The organism is Vibrio sp. 10N.261.51.F12, assembly GCF_041471725.1.
Classification (GTDB): Bacteria; Pseudomonadota; Gammaproteobacteria; order Enterobacterales; family Vibrionaceae; genus Vibrio.
Genome location: NZ_JBFROV010000017.1, coordinates 42,689 through 65,854 on the forward strand (window position 1 = coordinate 42,689; position 23,166 = coordinate 65,854).

At 44.5% G+C, this 23,166-nt stretch carries 20 protein-coding genes; 11 read left to right on the forward strand and 9 right to left on the reverse strand.

What is annotated here, in order from left to right:
• Positions 1 to 123: 123 nt before the first annotated feature.
• From AB4405_RS12275 to AB4405_RS12285, 3 genes are all read left to right on the forward strand, one after another.
• Positions 124 to 1,590 carry a methyl-accepting chemotaxis protein gene (locus AB4405_RS12275; RefSeq protein ID WP_372061098.1) on the forward strand — a complete coding sequence of 489 codons (1,467 nt, stop codon included), beginning with the start codon at positions 124 to 126 and terminating at the stop codon, positions 1,588 to 1,590.
• Positions 1,591 to 1,687: 97 nt separating this feature from the next.
• Positions 1,688 to 2,821 (forward strand): hypothetical protein, encoded by a 1,134-nt coding sequence (locus AB4405_RS12280; RefSeq protein WP_372061030.1) that lies wholly within the window; start codon positions 1,688 to 1,690, stop codon positions 2,819 to 2,821.
• A gap of 10 nt (positions 2,822 to 2,831) precedes the next feature.
• Positions 2,832 to 3,242, forward strand: coding sequence for a phosphate ABC transporter substrate-binding protein (locus AB4405_RS12285; protein ID WP_372061031.1), 411 nt, complete (start codon positions 2,832 to 2,834; stop codon positions 3,240 to 3,242).
• 213 nt (positions 3,243 to 3,455) lie between these two features.
• Here the strand turns inward: AB4405_RS12285 and AB4405_RS12290 are convergent, their stop codons facing one another.
• Entirely contained in the window at positions 3,456 to 3,911 is a 456-nt protein-coding gene (locus tag AB4405_RS12290; protein ID WP_372061032.1) for an Lrp/AsnC family transcriptional regulator, read from the reverse strand.
• 161 nt (positions 3,912 to 4,072) lie between these two features.
• On the opposite strand from AB4405_RS12290, the gene AB4405_RS12295 reads away from it, so the two are divergent.
• From AB4405_RS12295 to AB4405_RS12305, 3 genes are all read left to right on the forward strand, one after another.
• Positions 4,073 to 5,884 (forward strand): PLP-dependent aspartate aminotransferase family protein, encoded by a 1,812-nt coding sequence (locus tag AB4405_RS12295; protein WP_372061034.1) that lies wholly within the window; start codon positions 4,073 to 4,075, stop codon positions 5,882 to 5,884.
• A 161-nt stretch (positions 5,885 to 6,045) separates the two neighbouring features.
• Positions 6,046 to 6,648, forward strand: a complete 603-nt coding sequence (locus AB4405_RS12300; protein WP_372061036.1) for a 2OG-Fe(II) oxygenase — start codon at positions 6,046 to 6,048, stop codon at positions 6,646 to 6,648.
• Between the two features lie 37 nt (positions 6,649 to 6,685).
• Complete coding sequence (locus tag AB4405_RS12305; protein WP_372061037.1) at positions 6,686 to 7,144, forward strand: hypothetical protein; 459 nt, start codon at positions 6,686 to 6,688, stop codon at positions 7,142 to 7,144.
• On the opposite strand, the gene napH is transcribed toward AB4405_RS12305, so the two are convergent.
• From napH to AB4405_RS12325, 4 genes are all read right to left on the reverse strand, one after another.
• On the reverse strand, positions 7,141 to 8,007 hold the full coding sequence (napH, locus tag AB4405_RS12310; RefSeq protein ID WP_102468083.1) for a quinol dehydrogenase ferredoxin subunit NapH: 867 nt from the start codon (positions 8,005 to 8,007) through the stop codon (positions 7,141 to 7,143). The genes AB4405_RS12305 and napH overlap by 4 nt on opposite strands.
• Positions 8,007 to 8,804: a ferredoxin-type protein NapG gene (gene napG, locus AB4405_RS12315; RefSeq protein WP_372061039.1), complete on the reverse strand. Its 798-nt coding sequence runs from the start codon at positions 8,802 to 8,804 to the stop codon at positions 8,007 to 8,009. Before napG ends, napH begins: the two co-directional genes overlap by 1 nt.
• A 294-nt stretch (positions 8,805 to 9,098) precedes the next feature.
• Positions 9,099 to 9,626: a polymer-forming cytoskeletal protein gene (locus AB4405_RS12320; RefSeq protein ID WP_372061041.1), complete on the reverse strand. Its 528-nt coding sequence runs from the start codon at positions 9,624 to 9,626 to the stop codon at positions 9,099 to 9,101.
• Positions 9,530 to 10,483: a M23 family metallopeptidase gene (locus tag AB4405_RS12325; RefSeq protein WP_372061042.1), complete on the reverse strand. Its 954-nt coding sequence runs from the start codon at positions 10,481 to 10,483 to the stop codon at positions 9,530 to 9,532. Before AB4405_RS12325 ends, AB4405_RS12320 begins: the two co-directional genes overlap by 97 nt.
• A 454-nt stretch (positions 10,484 to 10,937) precedes the next feature.
• Between AB4405_RS12325 and AB4405_RS12330 the strand changes: the two genes are divergently transcribed.
• The 3 genes from AB4405_RS12330 to AB4405_RS12340 are packed head-to-tail and all read left to right on the forward strand — an operon-like array spanning position 10,938 to position 13,918.
• Entirely contained in the window at positions 10,938 to 11,894 is a 957-nt protein-coding gene (locus AB4405_RS12330; protein WP_372061044.1) for an HlyD family secretion protein, read from the forward strand.
• Positions 11,895 to 12,821 carry an ABC transporter ATP-binding protein gene (locus tag AB4405_RS12335; RefSeq protein ID WP_372061045.1) on the forward strand — a complete coding sequence of 309 codons (927 nt, stop codon included), beginning with the start codon at positions 11,895 to 11,897 and terminating at the stop codon, positions 12,819 to 12,821.
• A complete protein-coding gene (locus tag AB4405_RS12340) occupies positions 12,818 to 13,918 on the forward strand; it encodes an ABC transporter permease (protein WP_372061046.1) in 1,101 nt (366 codons plus the stop codon). The genes AB4405_RS12335 and AB4405_RS12340 overlap by 4 nt, the downstream gene beginning before the upstream one ends.
• Positions 13,919 to 14,014: 96 nt before the next feature.
• Here AB4405_RS12340 and AB4405_RS12345 read toward each other — a convergent pair whose 3' ends face one another.
• From AB4405_RS12345 to AB4405_RS12360, 4 genes are all read right to left on the reverse strand, one after another.
• Positions 14,015 to 14,725: an oligogalacturonate-specific porin KdgM family protein gene (locus tag AB4405_RS12345; RefSeq protein ID WP_372061048.1), complete on the reverse strand. Its 711-nt coding sequence runs from the start codon at positions 14,723 to 14,725 to the stop codon at positions 14,015 to 14,017.
• A gap of 353 nt (positions 14,726 to 15,078) precedes the next feature.
• Entirely contained in the window at positions 15,079 to 16,257 is a 1,179-nt protein-coding gene (locus AB4405_RS12350; RefSeq protein WP_372061050.1) for a tetratricopeptide repeat protein, read from the reverse strand.
• A gap of 248 nt (positions 16,258 to 16,505) precedes the next feature.
• Positions 16,506 to 17,348, reverse strand: a complete 843-nt coding sequence (locus AB4405_RS12355; RefSeq protein WP_372061051.1) for a MalM family protein — start codon at positions 17,346 to 17,348, stop codon at positions 16,506 to 16,508.
• 87 nt (positions 17,349 to 17,435) lie between these two features.
• On the reverse strand, positions 17,436 to 18,815 hold the full coding sequence (locus AB4405_RS12360) for a carbohydrate porin (protein ID WP_372061052.1): 1,380 nt from the start codon (positions 18,813 to 18,815) through the stop codon (positions 17,436 to 17,438).
• A gap of 431 nt (positions 18,816 to 19,246) precedes the next feature.
• Between AB4405_RS12360 and glgX the strand changes: the two genes are divergently transcribed.
• Together glgX and AB4405_RS12370 are read left to right on the forward strand one after the other, a co-directional pair.
• Positions 19,247 to 21,208 carry a glycogen debranching protein GlgX gene (glgX, locus tag AB4405_RS12365; RefSeq protein ID WP_372061053.1) on the forward strand — a complete coding sequence of 654 codons (1,962 nt, stop codon included), beginning with the start codon at positions 19,247 to 19,249 and terminating at the stop codon, positions 21,206 to 21,208.
• Between the two features lie 147 nt (positions 21,209 to 21,355).
• Positions 21,356 to 23,116 carry a diguanylate cyclase domain-containing protein gene (locus AB4405_RS12370; RefSeq protein ID WP_372061054.1) on the forward strand — a complete coding sequence of 587 codons (1,761 nt, stop codon included), beginning with the start codon at positions 21,356 to 21,358 and terminating at the stop codon, positions 23,114 to 23,116.
• The last annotated feature ends 50 nt before the right edge of the window (positions 23,117 to 23,166 follow it).

Below are 23,166 nucleotides of genomic sequence, written 5' to 3' on the forward strand. Positions count from 1 at the left end.
AAAATCACGCTTCTCTGCGTATTAGCTGTCATCGGTATTGCGAGTATATTTACCGTTGGTAATAAAACCTTAACCTCAAATACTCAACTAGTAGCACAGCTAAAGGATAGTTATTATCCAATAATGAGCTCAGCTACACTCAATACGGTTATTTTAGACCAAATCGCCGAGCGATTTAACCTCGCCGTTACGCTTGGTGATGAAGAGTTACTTGAGCAAAATAAACTAACTTTTGATAATTTACTGGCTAACTTTAAACAACAAAAACTCTTACAGCCTTCGCTTTCATTATCAGTACAGCGCTTAGAGCAAGCTGCCAATAAATATTACAATGGTACGCATGATGTTGCATTTAAAATGATAGAAGGAACGTTAGATTTATCTCATGCTGCGTCACTAGCGGCAGCAAACAATAAGACATTAGAAACCTTATCTAATGATATGATCGAATTTCGAGAACAGCGTTCTGATGAGTTTGAGTTTATTGTTCAAACCTTAGAAAATGAAAATGCTCAATCTCAGCGTTATATGCTATTAATTGGTGGCATTGCTTTGGCATTGCTCAGTATATTTGGGTTCTTTGTTGTACAAGGTATTCGTAATGACCTTAAGAATATCAGTGATAAGATGCGTGATATCGCTGAAGGTGACGGTGATTTAACCGTTCGACTCGTTCATAATAAACGTGATGAACTCGCGCAACTTGCCCATTCGTTTAATAGTTTTGTCGAACAGTTACAACAAAACGTAACGGCAACAATTGAAAACGTCCAAGGTTTAAATACCATTGCCAATACACTGGTGCAATCTTGTCAAGACTCGAATCAACTCACAACAAAGCAGCACCTTGCTGTCGACGAAGCAACCGAATCGCTTAACCAAATGTTTGAGGGTGTCAGACACATCGCCATGAATGCGAACGATACCGTCGCATCGGCGCAAAGTGCCAATATTCAAGCACAACGTGGTGAACAGCAAGTTAATCAGACCATTCAATCCGTTCAAAACCTAACGATAGATGTTCGTTCAGCCTCTGATGTTGTACGTCAACTTGACACTAATGCACAAAGTGCAGGCTCTATCCTTGACTCTATCAGCTCTATTGCCGAGCAAACCAACCTGCTGGCATTAAATGCTGCTATAGAAGCTGCTCGCGCGGGTGAACAAGGCCGAGGATTCGCAGTCGTTGCTGATGAAGTAAGAACGCTAGCATCCCGAACACAAACCTCAACGCAAGAGATTCAGCAAGTCTTAGTACAGTTGCAAGATCAGACGCGCACGGCTGCAACCATCATTGCCGAAAGTGCCGAAAAAGCAGAAGCCTGTGTTGAACAATCCCTTGTCGCAGAGCAATCTCTGCGCCAAATCACGACGGACATGGTCGAGATCAACGAACGAAACGAAAGTATTGCGAGTGCTACCGAGCAACAAGAAAACTCGTCATCTCGCATACAAGAAGTCATTGGTGACATTTCTCAGATGGCAAAATCGACCTCAGAATCCGTCGAACACGTCAATCAAGTAGCTCTGGAAATGAACACTATCACAAGCAATTTAAATCAGTTGACGGGTCGCTTTAAAGTCAGCTAAGTCCCTATTTTTAAATCCCTTTCTCATTCCAATATTGGCATGAGAGGGGTTTGTTTTGCCTAAATAAAAAGAAAATACGTTACTTATGGAGTTTGTAATGAAAAAAACAGTGGTTGCTTCTCTAATCGCGCTTTCCTTTGGCGCTAGCGCTGCCAGTTTGGATGATCTAAAAATTAGTGGTTTTGGTTCTGTTGGTATTGGTAAATCAAACAACGATGCTGGATACGCTGGTTACACCAGCGAACGCTTCGATACCAAGCAAGATACCATCGCTGGAATTCAGTTTGACTTTGATATCAACGACAAAGCCAAGTTCACCACACAACTTGTCGCTAATGGACGCTATGACTTCGAGCCAACCATCGAAGTGGCGTACCTATCGTACAAATTCGATGGCTTTACGGCCCGTGCAGGTAAAATGCGTACCCCGCTTTTCATGTACTCTGATTACATCGATGTAGGTTATGCCTATCCAATGATTCGTCCTTCTCAAGAGGTTTACGAGCACATCATTGTCAACAGTTATACGGGTGCGGATCTTTTAATTCCTTTTTCTATCGGCGAAACCACACTGCAACTGCAACCTTTTGCGGGCGTTTCGCAGGTAGAAGAACGTGATTCTACTTGGGGTGAGGTTGATCTTAACCAAACTGTTGGTTTAACTGCCCTTTGGTACGTAGATGACTTTACCTTCCGCGGCTCTTATGTATCGACAAAAACAAGCTACTCAGCACCAGGTGACCTTGAAATTCCACCAATGGATAGTGACCAAACAAAAGCATATGTCGAAGGCATTTTGGACGACAAAAAAGCATCGTTCGCTTCTATCGGTGCTCAATACGATAACGGAAGCTTACTTGGCGTTATCGAAGCAATGGAAATGAAGATGGAAGGGCGATATTCAGATGTTCGTGCTGTGTCTGGATTAATCGGATATCGTATTGATAGTGTGATGCCATACTTTGCAATGGGTTGGAATAAAACCACAGATGACGATGAACGTGACAATGCGCCAGTCGGTGAGCAAACTCTAAATAACTTTGAGCGCTTATCCTATTCAGCAGGTACTCGTTGGGATTTTGCTCAGAACATGGCGCTTAAACTTGATGTCACGTACGTCGATTACCGCGACACTTCTGGTGGCTTGATCGGCAACATTAATGCCACTGGCAACTCATTCAACGAAAATAGCTCGTTGGTTTATTCAGCAACTGTAGACTTCGTATTCTAAGGAGAAATTCATGAAAAAAATTACAGCCTTAGTGCTTACAAGCTTATTGTCTCTTAACGCCCAAGCGGGCTTTGTGGTCATTGGCAACCCCGCAGGCGTGGATGCTTTATCAAGTGGTGAAGTTAAACAGCTCTTTTTAGGCAAGAAGACTCAACTTAGCAATGGTCAAACCGCCAACTTAGTTGAGCTTAACGATGGTGACGCACAACGTATCGCCTTTCACGATGCCGCAACTGGTCGTTCTGAGTCGCAACTGCAATCTGCATGGTCACGTCTTGTCTTTACCGGTAAAGCCGAAGCGCCAGTACAGGTTGCTGACTTCGGGGCGGTTGTCAGCACCGTTGCCGCTGATGCCAATGCTATCGGCTACATTGATGAGTCAGCACTTACCGACGGCGTAAAAGTACTGTTTAAGTACTAATTCGTGAGTGTTCACAGGTTAACGTTTTAGAGTGCACTCTAACGATTAACTCGTACGGTTTATGGTCAGCTGCTTTGCACTGACCATTTTTATTTTACATAACGTCGTACATAGCGCTCAATGACCGACATATCATGTCACTCGAGAAGGGTTCATCGAAGACAATCAATGCAAAGAACCTGAACCATCTATTTTTCCCTGTCATAAAAGCAATCAAGCAACAGGCAGTCGGGTTTTATTTTTCACCTGTCCAAACGCAAAACTAGACTCAATCGCCGCAATGTTAGGTAATCGAGTTAACTCTTTACGAATAAATTGCTCATAGGTTTTCAATGAACCACTGACCACATGCAACAAGTAATCATGATTACCCGTCATCAAAAAACACTCTAATACTTCATCCAACAACTCAACATGTTGCTCAAAGCTGTGCATTTGTTCCTCTGTCGGCTTTTCTAGCTTTACCAATACAAAGACGGTAATCGGCAGTCCGCAGGCTTCTTGATCAACGCTCGCATGGTAGCCTTTTATAATGCCTTGTTTTTCTAATGCACGTACACGACGTAAACACGGTGACGGAGACAAAGACACACGATCGGCAAGTTCTTGGTTACTCAATCTCGCATTACTCTGCAGCTCTCGTAAAATTCTTTTATCTATATCATCCATTCTGCTTTCACCACAATTCATCAATATTTAGCATCAATGCACTATATAAATCATTTAAGCGCAATAATATTGCTCAAGGTTAGGTCTTATTAACCAAACTCGCAATCATTCGTCATTGGCAATTTCTAGACTTTAAGGAGAATCGTCAAAAGGACTCAGACATGAATATCGCGACACAGCTCAGCCCACTCAGAAAAACCACAAAACATGAAAAAGCCCAAGCGCTTGCGGTCGAACAAGCCCAACACTTTGGAATCGACCCCAACTCCGAATACGGCACCGCACTGGTCGAACTGGCCACTACACTCTACACCGCCAACAATAAAACCCATGACCTGTGGGCTTTGACTGTCGATGGACTCTCTGAACTGGATAAAAGTGACCGAATCGCGTGGTTTAATGCCAAGCGATTTCTGTCATTTCAGATTGCCAAAATCCTAGATAATCTACAAAATCCGATGCGGGCAACCTATCAATCCATCGCGACCAACAATGGTCATTTTGCCTCCAAAGGCGCGTACCCCATCTTCGATAATGTCTCGGCGATATTCTCCGCGAGCCCTGTAATTACAAGAACCGCAACCTATTTATTTGCCTGTACGGAATGGATTGAAGACGCGTTTAACGGCAAGGAACCCTTGCATGATATCTATTCACGGTTATTGAACCCAACGTCGATTGCGTTGGCTAATCATATTGTCGACATAGAGGCGGGATCGCGAGCTAACGAGTACCTAGCGTGGAACTTTAACTCAGGCATGGCAGCGATTGATGGTGTATTTAGCCACTTGCTTGGCTATGAAGATATTGTTCTCTCCTCTCGCAATATCTATGGTGGTGCTTACCAATTACTTGAAGATTGGTTTGGGAAATCATCCAATCTCAACATTGCCGTCGAATGGGTCGATGGTTACTCGGGAGAAGCCTTCGCAAAAAGGCTCGATGACATAACAGAACGCTACGCTGATCGCTTGGCGAAAGGCAAAAAAATCTATGTTTACCTCGAGTCCCCCTGCAATCCACATGGGTACGTTTTGGATGTCGCGGCAATCAGCCGAGAATCACATCTGCGAGGATGGGACGTCATCGTAGATTCGACCGTCGGCACCCCCTTATTACACCCGGTTCTAAAACGCGATGACATCATGGAAAGGCCCGATTTTGTCATCCATTCTTACACCAAGGAGCTCGCGGGCTCAGGCACCACAACTGCTGGTGTGGTTATAGGACGTAATGAGACGATGTTTGCGCCTAAAGGTGAAGATATGGCGTTCACCAAGCCCAATGGCGATCTTGTTACGATCCCGTGGAATGAGACGCTGTTTTGGAATGTCTACTACATCAAAGGGGCATTCCTTGACGCAGACAAAGCATTCGAAGTATTAAATGGCATGAAAACCTATGAGATGCGCGTGATTCAGAAAACCATTAACACCCTCGCCCTTGCCACTATTTTTGATGCCCACCCAGACATTAATGTCTCTTGTCCTGCCCTACCAAGCAGTGATAACTACGAACACTGTCAAAAAAACATGCACCTTGGCTTACCCGCCGCACTCTTTACCATCGATATGGAGGGCAACGGTAACCGAGAACCAATCAACCGAGACGTGTTCAAACAATTCTTTGATATGCTTGAGCCGGCAATAGGCATGCAAGTTAGCTTAGGACAGACCAACACTGTCGCGCTATGTCCAGCGCTCACCACTCATTCCGAGCTAAGTGACGAAGCCCTTAACGAATCAGGAATCAAGCCGACAACAATGCGTATTTCAATTGGACTTGAAGATCCAAGAATGTTTATCGCCCACATCATCGAAGCCGCTAAACTCTCATTAGACCGCAAACACCCAGACTTTTCGGCCAGTTTTCCATGCCCTGACACCATCGATGATATTTACATAACAACCTATATGGATGTCCACCAGCGATTTGCCCAAAATCTGCCACGCTTTCAAGCCTTAAAAGCGTAACGTCATTTCATAGAAGTAACGATGCTGGCCGTCCGCTTACGGCCAGTTATTCGCACGCTTTAATCTCAGTAATCGTGACGACAAACAAGAGCATTTGAAGCAACACTCTGATTGCTCTACAAAGCGCCTCCTATTCTCCGTTGGCTTGGTGCTCTTCCTTTATGCAAACACTTATTGATACTCTCGACTCGCAAGGTTATTACGTCTGGGATAATTTCTTGTCACCCCAACAAGTCGATGCCCTCAAGGGGTGTTTACCCGACACTTGGAAAAGCGCCTGCATAGGAAGAAATGAAGATGTCATGCGTGAAAGTGCGATTCGTAGTGACAAAATATGCTGGCTAACTTGCGAATTGGGTGAACCTGTTCAGCAATTCATGAGCAAGATGGAGGTTATTCGCCAAGCAACTAACCAACGTTTTTTCTTGGGTCTGTTTGAATATGAAGCACATTTTGCCAAATACAATAAAGGTGATTTCTATCAAAAGCATCTCGATTGCTTTCAAGGGAATGAGAACCGTCGATTAACCACGGTATTTTACATGAATGATGAGTGGTCAGAAGAGGATGGTGGTGAGTTGGTCGTCTATGATCTCGAGGATAAAGAATTGGCCCGAGTAACGCCAAAATCCGGCCGGTTGCTCGTCTTTTTCTCCGAGCAGTTCCCTCATGAAGTGCTACCCACTCAGCGTGAACGATTTAGTATTGCAGGGTGGTTTAGGATCAACGGTGTAAAAGATAATTATCTAGACATCGCAAACTGAATAATTAAATCATTGTAAATATGGGTAAATTTTCGAAATGTCGATAATTTACCTGTATATTGACACCACTACTCATCAACGCGAGGGCATGGATTTGCTTACGCCAATTCTTCTTTTAGCCTCTTTGTCGGCGGCAGAGACGCCTTCCACTGTCATTCAATGTAATGTTCAGCCCCAGCACAATACGTCTCTCACGATTAAGTTGTTCAAAAAAAATATGGTCGTCGAAACACTATCGGCGGACGCCTTGTCGGAACAAGGGACTATTTTAGACCTCAAACGCACGGACAGTAGAAAAATTCTTGGTACACAGGTCTTCATCGCTAACGGCAGTGCGACAATGAACAACAAATTCAAAAAGCACACCACCGTTCGCTATGTTATCGACAAAGATTTTGTCGAGGTTTTAAGTTCAGAGTTTTCATCCGACGGCTATATGGTTGATGCTGATAGCGCGCGTTTCGAACACTGCAAAATGATTAAAAATCCGGCCTAATCACTTGGGTCAATTGATTTAATGATGCTGCGCTTAGAACGAAACTCTAATACTTGTTCTGGGCACACATCAATGCAACGGCCACAGCTAATACAGTCTTGGCTCATTACTCTACGGTCACCCTCTTTAAGTGGCTGCCTCAATACCTCTGGTTCTGGACACACATTGTAGCAATCCATGCACTTGGTACAGGCCTCTCGATTCGTCGCTGTAATCCGAATAATGCTTTTACTGCCAATGACACCATAGGTAGCGCCAAGTGGACACAAATGACCACACCAGCCATGTTCAACGAGTACAAGGTCAAGTAAAAAGACCAAGGCAATCACAATCCAACCCGCCCCCATGCCAAACACCAACCCGCGGTGTAGCGTCGCGACAGGATCGACCCACGCCCAGAGCAAAGAGCCCGACACTGCACTCCCAAGCAGTAGCACTGGGATTAACCAATAGCGAAGTTTTGCTGACCACTTGTAACTCGTTTTTAAATTGAGCTTTCTACGCATCCACGCTGCGAGATCCGTCACCAAATTCAATGGACACACCCAAGCACAAAACGCCCTTGGTGCTAGAACCGCATAAAATATCACGACAATGGCAACACCAATGAGTGCATTAACCTCAGGCCAATGCCCCGTCGCCATTATTTGCAGAACCAACAAAGGATCGCTTAGAGGAATAGTATCGAACAGTATGCTTGAAGACAGGTTCCCCTTTAATATCCCCAAGGTTGGGCCGAGCATAAACAACCCAATGATGCTCAACTGACATAAACGTCTTAGCAGTAAAAATCGATGAGCTTTCCACCAACCCAGCGCGACAATCGCCTCTTTTCCTGCATCTTTCGCTAAATTCTTTGCCATTACTTGCGACCTCCATCGTTAATTCGGATGTGTTCGCTTGGTGCAATCGCTGGCGTGTCTGGGAACTGCCCATCTCTGAGCTCTACCTTTTCTTCCCAACCTAATTGATAGTGATCGCCCATATAACCTTTTGCGAGTTCAATCGGTACGACTTTAATCACTGGAATTTCCGTCACACAGGCTTGCTCACATTTCCCACACCCTGTACAAGCATCCGAATGCACGGTCGGAATAAACTTAGCGTGGTATCCTGTGCGCTGATTCCTGATAGGTTCCAACGTGATGGCTTCATCAATCAATGGGCACACTCGATAACACACGTCACACCGCAAGCCTTGCCAGTTCAAACACTCTTCGTGATCAATCAGCACAGCCAGTCCCATTCGAGAGTCATCAATATTCGTTAGGCTATGGTCTAAGGCGCCGCTAGGGCAAGCCACCACACACGGGATATCATCACACATTTCACAAGGAATCGTGCGGGCGGTAAAGTAAGGCGTTCCAGATGCAACCGGTGAAAGAAGCGTGGCTAGCTTCAGAGTATCGTACGGGCACGCTTGGACACACAACCCGCAACGCAAGCAAGCTTGGTCAAATTGGTTGCCCTCTAATGCTCCAGGAGGTCGAATGGGTACGCCTCCACTGGTGTGTGCTTGTCCTTGCTTTGATTGGAGGCCGAGCAGAGTTGCCGCCGCCCCAACACCTACTGCCGTTCTGGCTGCATCCCTTAGAAATCGTCTGCGAGCTTCCGACGTTTTTGATTTCGACATAACAATGCCTCGACTGAGCCCATTCATACACAAACGCTATAAATAGGCAGGTATTAATCACATATCCCTTAAATTTAATGTGGAATTAGGTAATTGACATTACCCTTTTGAGTTATACGCAACATTGGTTGATTTACGTCAAACCAAAGCAGGCATCGCGATCACATTCATGACATTTTTGTGAATAGAGGAGCAACGCTACGGACCACAACCATGCATTGCAATCGGCGGTACGAGAGGGAGAACAATACCGGAATATTAGGGGGATTTACGAACAAGCACGCCCCAACGACCCGGAGCGTGGTTTACGTGTCATTGATCTTAACCGGTTTTCAATTCAGTTTTTTTATGGCCGGTTTCCAAGTGCATCGGCTTCTCAGAGGCTATGTTTTTAGATGCAATGTTTTTAGAGACCATGCTATTAGCGACTATGTTTTTAGCATCGGTTTTAGCAGAAGCCGCTTCGTTCGGCACTTTAAGCGCAATCGCCTCTTTATCGGGCAGTTCTGCCGTTTCACCAAAGAACTTACCTCCCGGCTCAATACTCAGATCGTTACTCCAAATTTTTCCTTTTACTCGGCCATTTGCGAGTATTTGGATACGCTCTGCGTGGCAATTGCCTTCTAAGATACCATTGACAAGTAATTGCTTCGCGTGAATCTCACCCTTTACTCGACCTGATTCTGCAACAATAAGCGCACCTTCAACGTGAATATGCCCCTCAAGGACGCCATCCACTTGAATGTCGCTTTCTAATTTGAGTTTTCCGCTAATAGTACACCCTTTGGCGATGAGAGTTGCAGCTGCTGGGCGACTCGTTGTTCGACTGTTTTTACTAAAGATTCCCATCGTATTCCTCGTTCCTTTTTAAAAATATCTTCAAAATCGTTCACGCCCCAATCCACGAATGGTTTCGGGTTAAGTGCCCTGCCAACAAATCGTACTTCATAATGCAAATGAGGGCCTGAAGACAAACCACTATTGCCAGAGATAGCAATCAACTCTCCTTTTTGTACGAACTGTCCATTTTTCACATTAAATCGGCTCAGGTGCGAGTAGGAACTTGAAAACCCATAAGCATGTTGTAGACGTAAGAAGTTGCCTGACCCCTTGCTGCTTTTTCTCGTGACTTCAACCACACCATCGGCGGGGGCGAATATTTTTGTTCCAGTGTTGACTGCGAAATCTAACCCTCGATGCATCTTGGCTTTTTTCGATACCGGATGAACGCGTTTGCCAAATTGAGACGAGATTCGCTCTTGACCAACCGGTGAGCCGCTGGGTATTTGTGTGAGCATCGTCATTCGCACATTGGAGTGGATTGCGGCCATATCGAGTCTCACATCGAGCGGTTCGGCTCGAGAGTCATTGGTGACACCCAACACGTGCTCTAAATCGGTCAGTCTTTCTGATACAAGCGTGATCGTCTCTTCTTGTTCGACTAAGTCTTGTTCGAGGGTGAGTTTTAAGTCTTGCAACTCAATCAACTCATTCGCCATGTTCTGAGATTCACTGATAAGTTCGGTGTGTTTAAGTTGTGCATCATCCACACTACTGGATAGATATATGACCAAACCTAAAACACCAACAGACGTGAGCCCCCCTATTGCGACGAGGCTTTTAAAAGCCCTTCTGATTCGCTTACTTAGCTGCCAATGTGCCGAGCCATTGATTGTTGAGATGGAAATCGTTAACTGGTCTTTCATATTCAGTGCTGTCTTTTTGACAAATAAAGTCATTGCTATCTTGTGGTCTAACCCGGCGTAATACGTTGCCTAATCTGACTCGACATTGGATTCATCGCTGTGCTAACGGAAGTACTTGTTGACCAAAGAACTCGCTGACTCGCGCAAAAAGCCGCCTCCTCATAAATGGTTAACTCATGTTCTTCAATTACTCTACGCATTCACTCTAATCATGACTAGGGCGCAAAATATGGAAAATGTCAGGACGTGACACTCAGTCAAATATTGAATAAAAATAACAAGTTAGACTTAATTATTTAGTTCAAAGGTCCGCTAACCTCTCTTGTTTTTTACACGCTCTAGTTTACCCCACACTTAAAATCTATCTATCGTCATAACTTTCTGAAAATTAGCTAGAAAATACTCCCAACCCTTTCTAATATTGGTGTGATAACCGCATTTAAGAAGGTTCAATATGAAACGTGCATTTTTCCTCGTTCTCCCGTTAGCTCTAGCCTTACTAGGCTGCCAAGATGAAGAACACAGCAAAGCCCTAGGCACCCTAGAACGAGACCGTATTACCTTTTCTGCAACAGGCAGCGAAATCATCCGTGCTTTACCTGTTCGGGAGGGCAGTACGGTGAATACGGGGGATGTGCTGGTGAAACTTGATACCAAGCGGCAAGAAGCCATCCTTGCTCATGCTATCGCTGAACAGGCCAAAGCAAGTGCCTACTTACTGAGGCTCACTAACGGTGAGAGACCAGAAGACATCGCAGCCGCACAAGCCAAGGTTGATATGGCGCAAGCTAGACTCATTGAAGCCGAACAAAATTACGCTCGCGCCTCCGAACTCGTGCGTAAAAAACTGGCAAGTCAATCACAAAAAGATCAAACGGTCGCGAACCGAGATGCGGCAAGAGCAGAGCTAAACTCGAGCAAAGAAGAGTTTTCAAAATTAACAGCTGGGACGCGCCCCGAGGACATCACCCAAGCAGAAGCCGCGCTAGCCGCAGCCAATGCGGAAGTTGCCTTACAAAACCAGCAGCTAGAAGAGCTTACCATTGTGGCCACTCGAGATGGCGTATTGGATAATCTGCCTTTTAACTTAGGTGAACGCGTATCAGTGGGGGCGTTTGTCGCTGTTGTGCTGGCTGACCGCGTACCCTATGCGCGTGTGTACGTCCCTGCTTCTGCTCGTGTCCGCTTTATTCCCGGTGCAGAAGTAATGGTTCATGTCGACGGACTAGACGAGCCGCTCAGAGGAAAAATACGCTGGGTAGCGACAGACCCCGCGTTTACTCCTTATTACGCACTCACAGAGGAAGAACGCTCACGCTTGATGTATCTTGCGGAGGTTGATTTACCCGCCAATGCCGAGCCTCTACCATCTGGTATCCCTGCCCAAGTTGACCTAGCGGGGTTAAAATAAATGACCGAGATCGCCGTGTCTGCGAACCACCTTGTTAAACGGTTTGGCGATTTCACCGCCATTAATGATGTGAACTTATCGATCCCTAAAGGCAGTATTTATGGCTTCCTTGGCCCCAATGGGTGCGGAAAATCAACCACGATACGAATGCTCACGGGCTTACTAAAACCCACCGAAGGGAAGATTGATGTATTGGGGCTGAGTATTCCCGCACAATCAGAAGCATTGCGACTCAAAATTGGATACATGACACAAAAGTTTTCGCTTTACGACGACTTAACCGTGGTGGAAAACCTGCAGTTCATAGGGCAAATATTTGGAATGCCTGCTCTTTTGCGAAAGCAACGCCTTGACGAACAACTCGCCATTTATGGCCTAAGCAATTTGAGAAAACAGCGTGTGAGCGGGATGAGTGGCGGGCAAAAACAACGCCTTGGTTTAGCCGCTGCAACCATGCATCAACCCGAGTTGTTATTCCTTGATGAGCCAACCTCAGCCGTTGATCCTGAGAATCGTCGTGAATTCTGGGAGCAACTCTTTGATCTCAGTGATCAAGGCACCACCATCTTGGTGACAACCCACTACATGGACGAAGCAGAGCGCTGCCATCGCCTCGCAATAATGGAAGCAGGCGAGATGCGCGCAGATGGTGAGCCTGAAGTACTCATGAGTAATATGGGTGTCAACATCATTGAAGTAAAAGCGACTAATCTTCGAGCCTTAAAAGAACAATTACTTAAAAGACCGGAGGTTCGCGCTGCCGCGCAAATTGGCATCCGCTTACGCATATCCATTCACCAATCTATCTTGGATCCTATTGCTTGGTTGCGAATACAATTCCCTGAGTTAACACGCGCCGAACTCACTCCCGCCAGGCCAAGCCTAGAAGATGTCTTTGTCTCTGTCACTGGGGAGGGAAGACAATGAAAAGCTTAACTCGAATGAGTGCCATTATGGTCAAGGAGTTTCGACAATTGTCTCGTGACCGCATTACATTTGGCATGGTAGTGATGATCCCCTTGATTCAATTAATCCTGTTTGGTTTTGCCATGAATACGGATGTGCGAAATATCCCTATTGCTATTGTGGACCAAAGTCATTCAGCTCCAGGTCGCATCATCAGTGAGGCGATAAAAGTGACGCAGGTGGTGAATGTTAAAGCCTCTTACGCGACCGTTGCGCAGGCGGAAACGGCGATTAAAGAGGGGGTGGTTCGCGCCGCCTTGATCCTTCCTTCTGATCTCGCCCAGCGCATCACACACAACGAGATATTAGGTCAACTGCTCGTCGATGGTTCGGATACCATGATCAGCTCAGCAATGCTATCACTCCAAAACATGCCGATTGCTGAGTTTGCGATCGCGGGTTATCATCCCGACCAAACCAAGACTTTTGAAGCGACGTTACTGTATAACCCCAGCAGGCGCTCTGCGGTGAATATTGTGCCTGGGTTATTAGGTGTCATTCTCACCATGACGATGATTTTATTTACCAGTGCCGCCATTGTCCGGGAACGCGAGCGTGGCAATCTAGAACTGCTTATTACTACCCCAATTCACTCGTTAGAACTGATGATTGGTAAAATCGTCCCTTATATTTTCATCGGGCTTATCCAAATTTTTATCATCCTCGGGCTTGGCGCGCTTATTTTTAATGTCCCAATCAACGGGGATATCAGTCAGATATTACTTGGTAGCTTGTTGTTTATTGCCGCCAGCCTCACGTTGGGGTTAGTGATTTCAACCATTGCACAAACTCAACTACAAGCGATGCAAATGACGGTATTTATCCTACTTCCATCGATTCTCTTGTCTGGGTTCATGTTTCCCTATGAGGCGATGCCTAACGCCGCTCAATGGGTAGCAGAGGCTTTACCAGCGACACATTTCATGCGCATGATCCGTGGGATTATTTTGCGTGGCGCCGACCTCATGGATGTGTGGCGTGATGTCGTGTGGTTGGCGTGCTTCACATTAGGCGGAATTGTGGTTGCATCGCTGCGGTTTAAAAAAAGCTTGGATTAATGATCTGGCTTTTTGCCAAGGTTCCAGACGACAAAAAGCAGTGCCTAGGCACTGCTTTTTAACAGACTCTCGATAGAACGAGAAATAAGTAACGGTTTAGAAATTAAACGTTACACCCGCACGGATGCGGTTTTCTGTTTTGAAATTCGTGTATGTTTCGTTTGCGTAAGTCTTATCAAGAATTTGATAATCTACGTATGGTGCCCAAGATTCAAAGCCCGTGTACATAACTTGGAACGTGTGCTCCCATTTAGTATCCGCTTGGTCTTTACCATTGCCTGTAAATGCGCCGCCATCTTTTTGGTTGATGTAGGCTGGGTTGTATTCCAGGTTGAAATCAGACACGTTGTAACCAATCCAAGCGTCAACTTGGTTCGTGTCATTCGTTGTTCCACCAGAGACGCTATTAGTAGCCGCTTGGTAACGGTAACGTGCTGCCGTGTAGAAGTTACCTGTTGCGTACGTCGCTTTTAGGTAAGGACGGTATTCTGTGTGGTCAGAACCATTCCAGTATACGAAACCAGGAGTCAAGGTTACATTGTCGTTGATCGCCCAGTTGTAGTTAAGCTCAGTTTCAAACGCTGCAACGTTTTTGCCTGAATTACTCAACAACTTATCACCTTGATTTTGTGTGCCTTCAAGGTGGATCTGCCAATCTTCTGCGAAATCAAAACCGGCACGTACACGAGTCTCGTACGTTTGTGCTTCGGTTTTGTATGCGCCACGAACGTCAACGTAGGTTGCACTTGCAGGTAAAGCAACAGCTGCAACAAGCGTTGCTGCTAGCGTCAATTTTAATGTTTTCATGATAAAGCTCCGTATCGAACAGGAATGCCAACGGCATAGATTTAACGTGCTAACAACAAGGCCACTGCCAAGCATCCTTCGTTGCAACACTAAACGGAGGCCAGAATATGGCTTTACGCCGCGCCAATGTCATGAAAATGTCATGCGGAAAGTTAAAGTGATGAGCATCACAGGAATAATGTCATAAAGAAGATGTTTTTCTACAAAAAAGACCAAATACGCAACATATAAAACAAATCGAATCACAAACGATTTGTTACACTCATTAATGGATAGATATATATCAATTATGAATCGACAGGTCGCATTTATAAAATAAAGATTATCGGTTGAATCAATACGTATTCTGCTTATTAAGATTGCTGATAATTTGAATAATCCATCGAGAATGCGGTCTCCGACTCTGTGGAATATTGTTCACTGGTTCGAAACGTTGGTGCTTCTGATTGGGCTGAATTTGAAGGGTCGTTATTCAACGAGGAGTCGGCGGTAGGCTCTTGGTTATCACGCTGCGCTTTGTCTTCCAATTCAAATAGAGGTAATTGACGCTTATAGAGTTTGTTCAACGCCTTAATCAGTGAATGTTTAACCATCGACCCAAGCTGAAGTTTTTTAAGAACGGGTTTGGCAAGTGATTGAAGACCCACCACAGAATCCACGCCTAATGTTGAGCCTACGCTATCACGAAGCGACTTTGCTGGTTCGTAACCCAGGTGAGCAGACATAAACAGCCATATATAAGCGATTGCTGCCCCGTTTGGTGCAATATCGCGCCATGCTTCTCCGGCATAAAACATGGCTTCAACACTGCCTTTTTCAGAGGCACGTTCCAACCAATAACAGCCACGTTGGATATTTTGTTCAATCCCAACTCCTTTAAGGTAATTGAGACCCAGCTTTGTCATCGCCTCTGTGCTTTGTTTTTCAGCGCCACGTTCAAACCATTGTGTCGATTGCTTGGGTGACGGCGCTGGATTGTCTGGTGACACCGACCAGTCTCCCATGAATAACATAGCATCAATATTTCCTTCTTCTGCTACCTCTTCAATGACAGCAATTCCTCTGGGAATATTGCACTCCACACCTCGGCCATAAATCAACGCTTTAGCCGCTTCAAACTTGGCGTGTAAGTCCCCTTCAGCACCAGCGATACATAAGCGCCAATAGTTCGCTTGCTCACGTAATACTAGGTCTTCGCGCTTTGATTCACTCAAACGAACCATGCCGTACATAGCGGTGATGTTATCGAGTTGCGCGGCTTTCTGATACCAATATAAGGCTTCTTGAACGTTTTTACGCTCCGCTTCTTTGGCCAAAAAAAGAATTGTCGGAACATGCCCCGTTTCCGCTTTAAAGATTCGATCCTGGCGTTCTTGTTGTCGGGCTTTTTCCATGGCTCTTCGATAGGCCGCTTCTCTTTGTAGGCGTTCTTGCTCTTTGCGTTTGGTACGCAGTGAGAGAGAGTACATCCAAACAAACGCCAAAATGAGCGAAAGGCTTGTCGCGCCGATGGCAATAGAAAGTGTCGACATAAAGTAAGAAGCTCATTGAGTTAGAAGTGTCTACTTATAGTAACGGCAGGAAGTGTATTAAATGAAGCGACTTTGGCGATCTCTGACATGGTTTTACATCTTTTTCTCCATACAAGGCTATAAAGAGAAAGAATTGCACGGTTATGAGGTTTTGCGCTCATAAAAAACCCTAGGATACTATGTCATGAGTTTAAGCATGCATTCCCAGGGTTCATTTTCGATGTGATCCACTCGCCAATCGCGTGTGGTTACTTCTTACTGTTGATTGCTTTAACGAAGACTTCCTGTGCGCCATCTATGTTGAGCGCTTTCGCTTCATCAAGAAGGCTGAGGGCCTTAGGGATATTGTCTTCAGCGACGGCTTTTTGGATAGCGCTATGATAGTAATTTTGCGTTTCCGGTAATACAGTCATAGGAACAGTTGCGGCAGCTGCCGGCTCAGCAATCGGCGTAGATGCAACTTTTCGTGAACCTAAGCTAATCGTCTCAACTTCAATGTTCAGTTCACCCGTATAACTTTGAGTAAACTTAGGGTCCGTCACTATTGGTAGCGGCTCACCGCTTTCCTGTGCCCTTACCTTTGCTGGGTGTGGGACAGAGATAATCTGACCTACGTCAGAGGTTTTGGTATAAACAATCATATACGGCAGTGATTGAGCATCAACTTCAAAACTCGTTACATAGCGATTAGCATCAAACATGTCCGAAAAGCGAACATTGAATTCATCTAACGTGATAGTTCGTACAACATTGTACTCTTTATCCAACAACTGAACCGTTGGCGCAAACACCTCTTTTTTAAGCATTTTACTGCTTAGTGTTACCTTGACCTTGCCAGATTGAGGAGAAAACTCAAATGCATTCAAGTAACTCTTACCAGAGTTAAACTCCCATACAGGGGAGGATTCATCTATTGCAAAACCTACATTCTCAGTTTTGTCTAGAGGTACCCAAGCTAGATCTTTTTTGCTAACACAGCAAACATCCGCGGTCTTCATATCAGCTTTCGAAATGGCAGGCTCAACACCAGTATTACTCGCACACCCCACTACACTCAGTCCAAGTACTAGCGCCAAAATATTTTTATTCATAATATTCCACCATTTAAAAGAATAAGGCAGCCATGAGACTGCCTTTGATTCATTGAAAACTCAACACGGTCTAATCAAATTATGTGATTAGAACCAGATTTCTGCTTCAACACCAAAACGGGTTTCGCTTCCTTTTGAGTCTTTTGACCAACCATACCCATCATCGCTTGAAGACATATAAGCTACGTAAGGTTTAATTTGTGGACGTCCGAAGTAATCAGCATTAACTGTGAATACTGGGGCTAAAGTTGCTGTATAGAAAGACGTTGAGTCATTTTCACGTCCCCATCTAGAACCATCTTCCAGAGTTTCGTTAGCATAGGTAAGCACGGCTTCCCAACGGAAGTTTTCACTTACTTTATATGACGGTGTCAAACCGACGAAACCACGTTGTACCGTTTCTTGTGACCCAAAGACTTGCTTTCCGTCTTGTGCTTTGAGATCCCAATAAACAATCTCAGAGCCAAGTTGGAAGTTATCCGTAATATTTAGAACACCGTACGAAGTAAAGAAGATTGAACGATCTTCTTGGTTCCAATCGCCGTTCCAGTTACCGAAGTTAGTCCCTTTAGTTGCAGATATACCTTGACCATAAGTAATACCAGTCAAAGACCAACCATCCAATCCGTAGTAATCACGAGAATAAGAAATGCCTGCACCAATGCCACTATCTGCTGCGTCTGGGTTGTTTTTATCAACCTTTACTTCATCCATATTTGCACGGGTTTGATACTTCAAATCAAAGTCAAACTTGCCACCAAGACCTTCTATCCCATAAAGATACAGATCTAAAGATGTTAACGTGCTGCTTTGGTTATCATTGCCTACAGTGCCACACTCTTTGCCGTTTACCGTTTCGCCGTTGCCATTAACACAGTAACCATCACCTACATCCGCAGAAACACCAGCAAAACCAATCTTATCTGCAAAGCCCAAGGACGTATATTCCACACCCGCACCTAGACCAGAAGATTGTTTCCAGAATTCTTTAGTAATAATACCAGCTTGACGGTTAAGGTAACGTTTACCAGTCCAAATACTCGTGCCTTCCGCAAACATCGACAGGTCACCTAGCTCAACATAAGCTTCTTTAAATTCTAGTTGACCAGACTGGAGGTGACCGTCATTACCACCAGATGAACCATAGAACCCACGACCATTACCACCTTCGTTGTTTCCATATTCGGTTTTAAGAACATACTTAGACCAAGCACCGTTTTCGTAGTTATCGCCTTTTGTAACAGTAAACTCGACTTGGTTTGGGTTACCTGAGAATGCGGCACCCGCTGCGCGATAATCACGACGGTGCTCCCAAGTTTCACTCAATTGAAGTGACTCACCTGCATTATAAAGAAGGTGACCATAACCATTTACTTGCCAACCTTCTTGAACCTTGTCTTCGGCCATCACAGCACCCGACGCTAGTACACCAACCACTGCAGCAGCTATTACACTTACTTTTTTCATTAGAAAACTCCGTTTAACTTATAGTTATATTCATTCTTGTCGAGAGCTATGGAGGCAGTACCACGCTCTCTAAACTTGAAATATCGGTTTAGGGTCCCGAGTTCATTGAACGAAATGAAGATTAACGAAGTAGTACACGTAAGACGTCCTCCACCCTAGGGGTTTAGAGGGGGGATGAGAAAGGATGAGAAAAATAACCGCACGGTGTTTTTTATGGCTGGGTCACAGTTTCGGGGGGGAGTACCATAGATATTGGTGATAGATTACGCGCAAAATAAGCGTCACATCACCTTTTTTAACGATTTGGTAAATTTATTGAAATAAAATTACATTTAAAATTATGTGATCTAGGCTTGACCTAAAGTTTACAAACCTATTAACTATTAAAAACAACATCTGTCAGCAAACAAACTAAAAAGTAAAAAACGCTTATGACAAACATTCAGTCAAACCCTTATCCGCTTGGGGCGACTCTAAATCGTGAAGGTTGTAATTTTGCTATTCACGCACCAGATTGTGAAGATCTCCAACTGGCTATATTTAATGACAACGATTCGTACCAATTGTTCCCTATCGATAATGAATACGCAGGCATTAAACACATTCATATCAGTGGTATTCAAGCCAACCAACGTTACAATTTCGTTATAGAAACGCAAGAAGGCTTGCAGTTTATCTCAGATCCGTATGCAAAAGCGCTCGATCAGTCTCTGCACTACACGCCTCCTTTTGATATTTCTAAAACCTTAGCACTGCCGAAAAGTGTCGTGGTTGATGACGCATTCGATTGGCAGGAATCGATACAGCCGCGCATCCCACGCGAAGAAATGGTGCTATTCGAAACCCATGTCAAAGGTGTAACCAAGCTCAATCACCGTATTCCACAAGAGCAACAAGGCAAATACCTTGGATTAGTCAGTGACGAGATGCTGGCGTTTTACAAGCAACAAAATATCACCTCTTTGCAGTTACTTCCGGTTGCGGCTTGCATGCATGAGCCTCACCTATTAGACATGGATAAGGTCAACTATTGGGGCTACAACCCTTACGTGTTCATGGCCCCCGACCCTAGGTATGCCGATAAAGATGCGGTAGCTGAACTTAAGACCGCGATTCGAACGCTGCACCAAAATGGCATTGAGGTCATTCTTGATGTGGTCTATAACCACACGGCCGAAAGTGGCGATAATGGCCCCGTTTTTAACCTGAAAGCGTTAGACAAACAGTTTTACTTAAAACATGGCGAATACTTCGCGAATTTCACCGGTTGCGGTAATACCGTTGATCTCAACTACCAACCCGCTCTCAATCTAGTCATGGATACACTTCGTTATTGGGTTGAAGAATTTAAAGTTGATGGCTTTCGATTTGACTTAGCAGCGACGCTTGGACGTAATGGGGATAACTTTAACCGAGAGGCTGCTTTTTTTAGAGCCGTTGCCCAAGATCCGACCTTAAAACAAACCAAGCTCATCGCCGAACCTTGGGACATCGGCCCTAATGGTTATCAAGTGGGCAATTTCCCATTCGGTTGGAACGAATGTAACGATCGCCTAAGAGACATCACTCGAAGTTTTTGGCGCGGTGATCAAGGGTACTTGAAAGAGTTCGCTACACGTATCATGGGCTCTCGTGATTTGTACAGCGCGGCGAATTGGCCTTATAAACTCACGGTTAATTACATCACTTACCATGATGGATTTACCATGCAAGACCTTGTGTCTTATAAACACAAGCATAACGAAGCCAATGGCGAAAATAACCGTGATGGTCATGGCGATAATCGTTCTGATAATTATGGTGTGGAAGGTGAAACGGATAATCCTATTATTTTAGCGACACGTGAAAAGCAAAAACGCAATTTCATGGCAACGTTATTATTCTCATTCGGAATTCCTCACATCCTTACGGCGGATGTGCTTTCACATACTCAGAAAGGTAACAACAATGCTTACTGCCAAGACAATGAACTGAGCTGGTTGAACTGGGACGATAGCCCATCAAAAAACCACTTTAAAGCTTGGCTTGCAGACATGATTAACGCTCGTCAAAAATACATGGTGCCGTTTATTCGTGCATTCAGTGGTGAAAGTCGTAACAACAACCGTATTTTCTGGAGCCGAGTCGATGGTCAGCTTATGAGCATGGAAGATTGGAACCGATTGAGCAGTGTCGCTTTGCATATCGGTATCGGTGAGGACGGCGATGAGATGCTCTATCTCATTAACCAAACGAAAGCCCCAGCTCGATTTACGCTCCCGAGTGACCGAAATCAGTGCTGGAAAACTATCTGTGATACCCATATTTCTGAGTCTGAGGTAGGTCATGCGGCAGGTGAAATTTTACAAGCACCAATGTCGATGACCATATTACATTTCACGCCCAAGTCATAATGTTGATATAAAAAGAGCCTAATATTTAGGCTCTTTTTTATTAAATCTATTCAATACTTAAATACCATTAAATAATGTAATATTCCTTTGAATAATACTGCAGATAAATAGTATTATCGGGCACCGGTTCAACCAATTGAATATTTTATGCTTTTGCCGAAAATTTTATTGCGTGTTTTTCGACCATTTGTTTTTGGGCTTATCGCCAGCCTTGTTTTTCTCTCATATCAGCAGTATTTACGCTCTCAAGACCTTGCTGTAGCGCAATCACAATCCAATGTAAAAATGGCGTCTGCGTTGGTGTGGGCTCAGATTGAAGCCACGTTTGGTAAGGTTGACCTTTTACAAACTCACGTCAACTCAGACGACTTCACTATGTTAGCAAAGGACATCCTTTCAAATAGTTATTTATACAAAAATATCGCGCGTGTCGACCTTAACTCATTCCACTATCAACCAGTGCATGGCGCATCAATATCAAAGCATGTTGCTGATACCATTCAATGGAACCAATATACCGCTATTTCAGATAGTTATTATGTTTCCAGCATCTACCAGAAAGCCAATGGGTTCTGGGTTTTCGCAGTAAAACAAGCCAATAAATCAAATGACCACGAGGTATGGGTTGAGTTTGATGTTCAACATACCACACAGTATTTGGCGAATTTAAAGACCTTAAAAGATGGGTACGTGTTTGTCATTGACGCCGAGACCGGCCGATTGGTTTTCCACCCAAATCCATTAAGAATTGGTTCTCCTTCTGTGAGTTTCGCCAGTGGATTACAAGATCGCATTGAGCACGAAGAGAAAAGAGGAGAGTACGAGTACTATTATAACGGGCAATATAAAGTCAGTGTCTTTGATGCACAGAACCCTATGAATTGGATATTTGTCTCCGGTACTAACCGAGCTGACATTTTATTTACCTCATACCAAATCTCACTGACTGCAGTGGTTATCTTTTCGTTGTTATTTATTTTATTGTCTATTAATTATATTACGTTTCAGCTTAATAAAGCATTAGCAAAGCTGAATACATCTCCGGACATCGCCCATTTTAAACATGATCTAAAAACCATTTTTGACCAGTTCACGTTTCACAAAGGTATGCAATTATGCCTTTATGAGCACGAGTCAGGTCGCTTCAAAACTATTGATTTTCACGGTAATACCAAAGTCATCCATCAAACTAAATCACTGCCTACGGTACTTAGCTGCCGAGAACTTAACTATGTGTATAGCACCGATGCAGACGCCGTTGCGAAAAAACTGCAAATAAAAGGTCACTACTACGCGATGCCTCTTTATCAGCGAGATACCTTAATTGGTGTGATTTACTTAAAGAGTGCTTTCTTTGCTTTTGAAGGCGTGATGCGTGCAATTCGTGACTTTTCGGAAGTGGCCTTATCCAATCTCCTTTTATTCCAAGAGTTACATAGTAAAGACTCGCTAACAGGGTTAGACAACAAACAAGCTATGCGGGCCACGTTATCTTTAGAACTTAGAAATGCCAATGCGTATTTTGCGGTCATCGACATTGACGGGTTAGGAAAAATAAATGAAAGGCACGGCGATATATTAGGTGATACGATCATCTTGTATGTTGTCGACGCCATTAAACGCAACTTCATGAAGCCAAACGCATTATGCCTCGCTCGTGATGAAAATGGAGGCTTCACCCTACTTTTTCAGGCAAGCGACCGAGCCAATGCTGAGAAACAACTCGATTGGTTGCGACAGATGATCGCGAAACAACCTATTAATGTTCATGACCAATGGATACACACGTCCGTTACCATTGGCGCGACACCGATTGGGGAAACGCCAGATGCTGTGCTTGGACGAGCAAAGCAGAGCTTACAGCAGGCTAAGATAAAAGGAAGAAACCTAGTTTGTTTTCACAGCTGAATCAGGCAGAAGAACGACGAATCCCCCACCCAAAAAATAACAACGGCTTA

Coding starts and splice junctions, on each gene's coding strand:
- AB4405_RS12275 (WP_372061098.1), top strand. CDS start 124: ATGAGCTCAGCTACACTCAATACGGTTATTTTAGACCAAATCGCCGAG.
- napG (WP_372061039.1), bottom strand. CDS start 8,804: ATGAATGGGCTCAGTCGAGGCATTGTTATGTCGAAATCAAAAACGTCG.
- AB4405_RS12290 (WP_372061032.1), bottom strand. CDS start 3,911: ATGGATGATATAGATAAAAGAATTTTACGAGAGCTGCAGAGTAATGCG.
- AB4405_RS12355 (WP_372061051.1), bottom strand. CDS start 17,348: ATGAATAAAAATATTTTGGCGCTAGTACTTGGACTGAGTGTAGTGGGG.
- AB4405_RS12345 (WP_372061048.1), bottom strand. CDS start 14,725: ATGAAAACATTAAAATTGACGCTAGCAGCAACGCTTGTTGCAGCTGTT.
- AB4405_RS12370 (WP_372061054.1), top strand. CDS start 21,356: ATGCTTTTGCCGAAAATTTTATTGCGTGTTTTTCGACCATTTGTTTTT.
- AB4405_RS12350 (WP_372061050.1), bottom strand. CDS start 16,257: ATGTCGACACTTTCTATTGCCATCGGCGCGACAAGCCTTTCGCTCATT.
- AB4405_RS12330 (WP_372061044.1), top strand. CDS start 10,938: ATGAAACGTGCATTTTTCCTCGTTCTCCCGTTAGCTCTAGCCTTACTA.
- napH (WP_102468083.1), bottom strand. CDS start 8,007: ATGGCAAAGAATTTAGCGAAAGATGCAGGAAAAGAGGCGATTGTCGCG.
- AB4405_RS12305 (WP_372061037.1), top strand. CDS start 6,686: ATGTCGATAATTTACCTGTATATTGACACCACTACTCATCAACGCGAG.
- AB4405_RS12360 (WP_372061052.1), bottom strand. CDS start 18,815: ATGAAAAAAGTAAGTGTAATAGCTGCTGCAGTGGTTGGTGTACTAGCG.
- AB4405_RS12320 (WP_372061041.1), bottom strand. CDS start 9,626: ATGGGAATCTTTAGTAAAAACAGTCGAACAACGAGTCGCCCAGCAGCT.
- AB4405_RS12340 (WP_372061046.1), top strand. CDS start 12,818: ATGAAAAGCTTAACTCGAATGAGTGCCATTATGGTCAAGGAGTTTCGA.
- AB4405_RS12335 (WP_372061045.1), top strand. CDS start 11,895: ATGACCGAGATCGCCGTGTCTGCGAACCACCTTGTTAAACGGTTTGGC.
- AB4405_RS12295 (WP_372061034.1), top strand. CDS start 4,073: ATGAATATCGCGACACAGCTCAGCCCACTCAGAAAAACCACAAAACAT.
- AB4405_RS12285 (WP_372061031.1), top strand. CDS start 2,832: ATGAAAAAAATTACAGCCTTAGTGCTTACAAGCTTATTGTCTCTTAAC.
- glgX (WP_372061053.1), top strand. CDS start 19,247: ATGACAAACATTCAGTCAAACCCTTATCCGCTTGGGGCGACTCTAAAT.
- AB4405_RS12300 (WP_372061036.1), top strand. CDS start 6,046: ATGCAAACACTTATTGATACTCTCGACTCGCAAGGTTATTACGTCTGG.
- AB4405_RS12325 (WP_372061042.1), bottom strand. CDS start 10,483: ATGAAAGACCAGTTAACGATTTCCATCTCAACAATCAATGGCTCGGCA.
- AB4405_RS12280 (WP_372061030.1), top strand. CDS start 1,688: ATGAAAAAAACAGTGGTTGCTTCTCTAATCGCGCTTTCCTTTGGCGCT.